The organism is Paraburkholderia domus (assembly GCF_905220705.1).
Classification (GTDB): domain Bacteria; phylum Pseudomonadota; class Gammaproteobacteria; order Burkholderiales; family Burkholderiaceae; genus Paraburkholderia; species Paraburkholderia domus.
In genome coordinates, this window is the sequence record NZ_CAJNAT010000094.1 from 1 (window position 1) to 666 (window position 666).

Annotated in this window: 1 pseudogene; it reads right to left on the reverse strand. The window is 56.5% G+C overall.

From position 1 onward, the window contains the following. Window positions 1-537, reverse strand: a pseudogene (locus KHO31_RS39015) (site-specific integrase); the annotation flags it as partial. Between the last annotated feature and the right edge of the window lie 129 nt (window positions 538-666).

Consider the following 666-nt stretch of genomic DNA (forward strand, 5'->3'; position numbering starts at 1 on the left):
CGTGTACTCCGCCGATCGGCCTTGGCTGTAGGCAAGGAAATGATCTCGGATCGTTACGGCGCAAAATGCATCTGGCAATATACTTCCGTCGTTGGCCGAGTGGCTGTCGAGAAAGTCGCGAATGAAGGGGCCGTAGACGAGCAGCGAGTTCCTCGCGAGTCCACGATCCTGCCTCAGATGGTCCAGGTATCGGCGATAAATGCGCGCAATCTCGGACTGGCCGCCCAACGTCGGCGAACACACAATGGTTTCCGCGCGCAGATAGGCAAGAAACTGCCGTAAGGTGGGACGCGCACGCCGGACGCGGTCTCGTGAAGCGTCGATCATGCGATTCATAAAACGAGCCGTGACAGACTCATCGAGATCAATCAGGTCGATGTTCCCGTTCTTCATCCACCCAGAGAACGCACACAGGACTCTTCGTTTCTTGCGAAGCGATACCTCGGAATAGTGTGCCGTCCGTAGACGATCAAGAAATGCATCGATGTGATGGTCCGGCAGCCCACCGGATTCGCTGACTGTGCGTGTCGCATTCATCTGATTTCTCCTGGCCAGCGCGATAGCCAGCCTGAGAAATCATACGTTTATGCCGACACGGCGATCGTGAAAGGCCATACCCTCCATCACGGGCATGCACGACGCGGCATAATCGGGGAGTCGGCATAA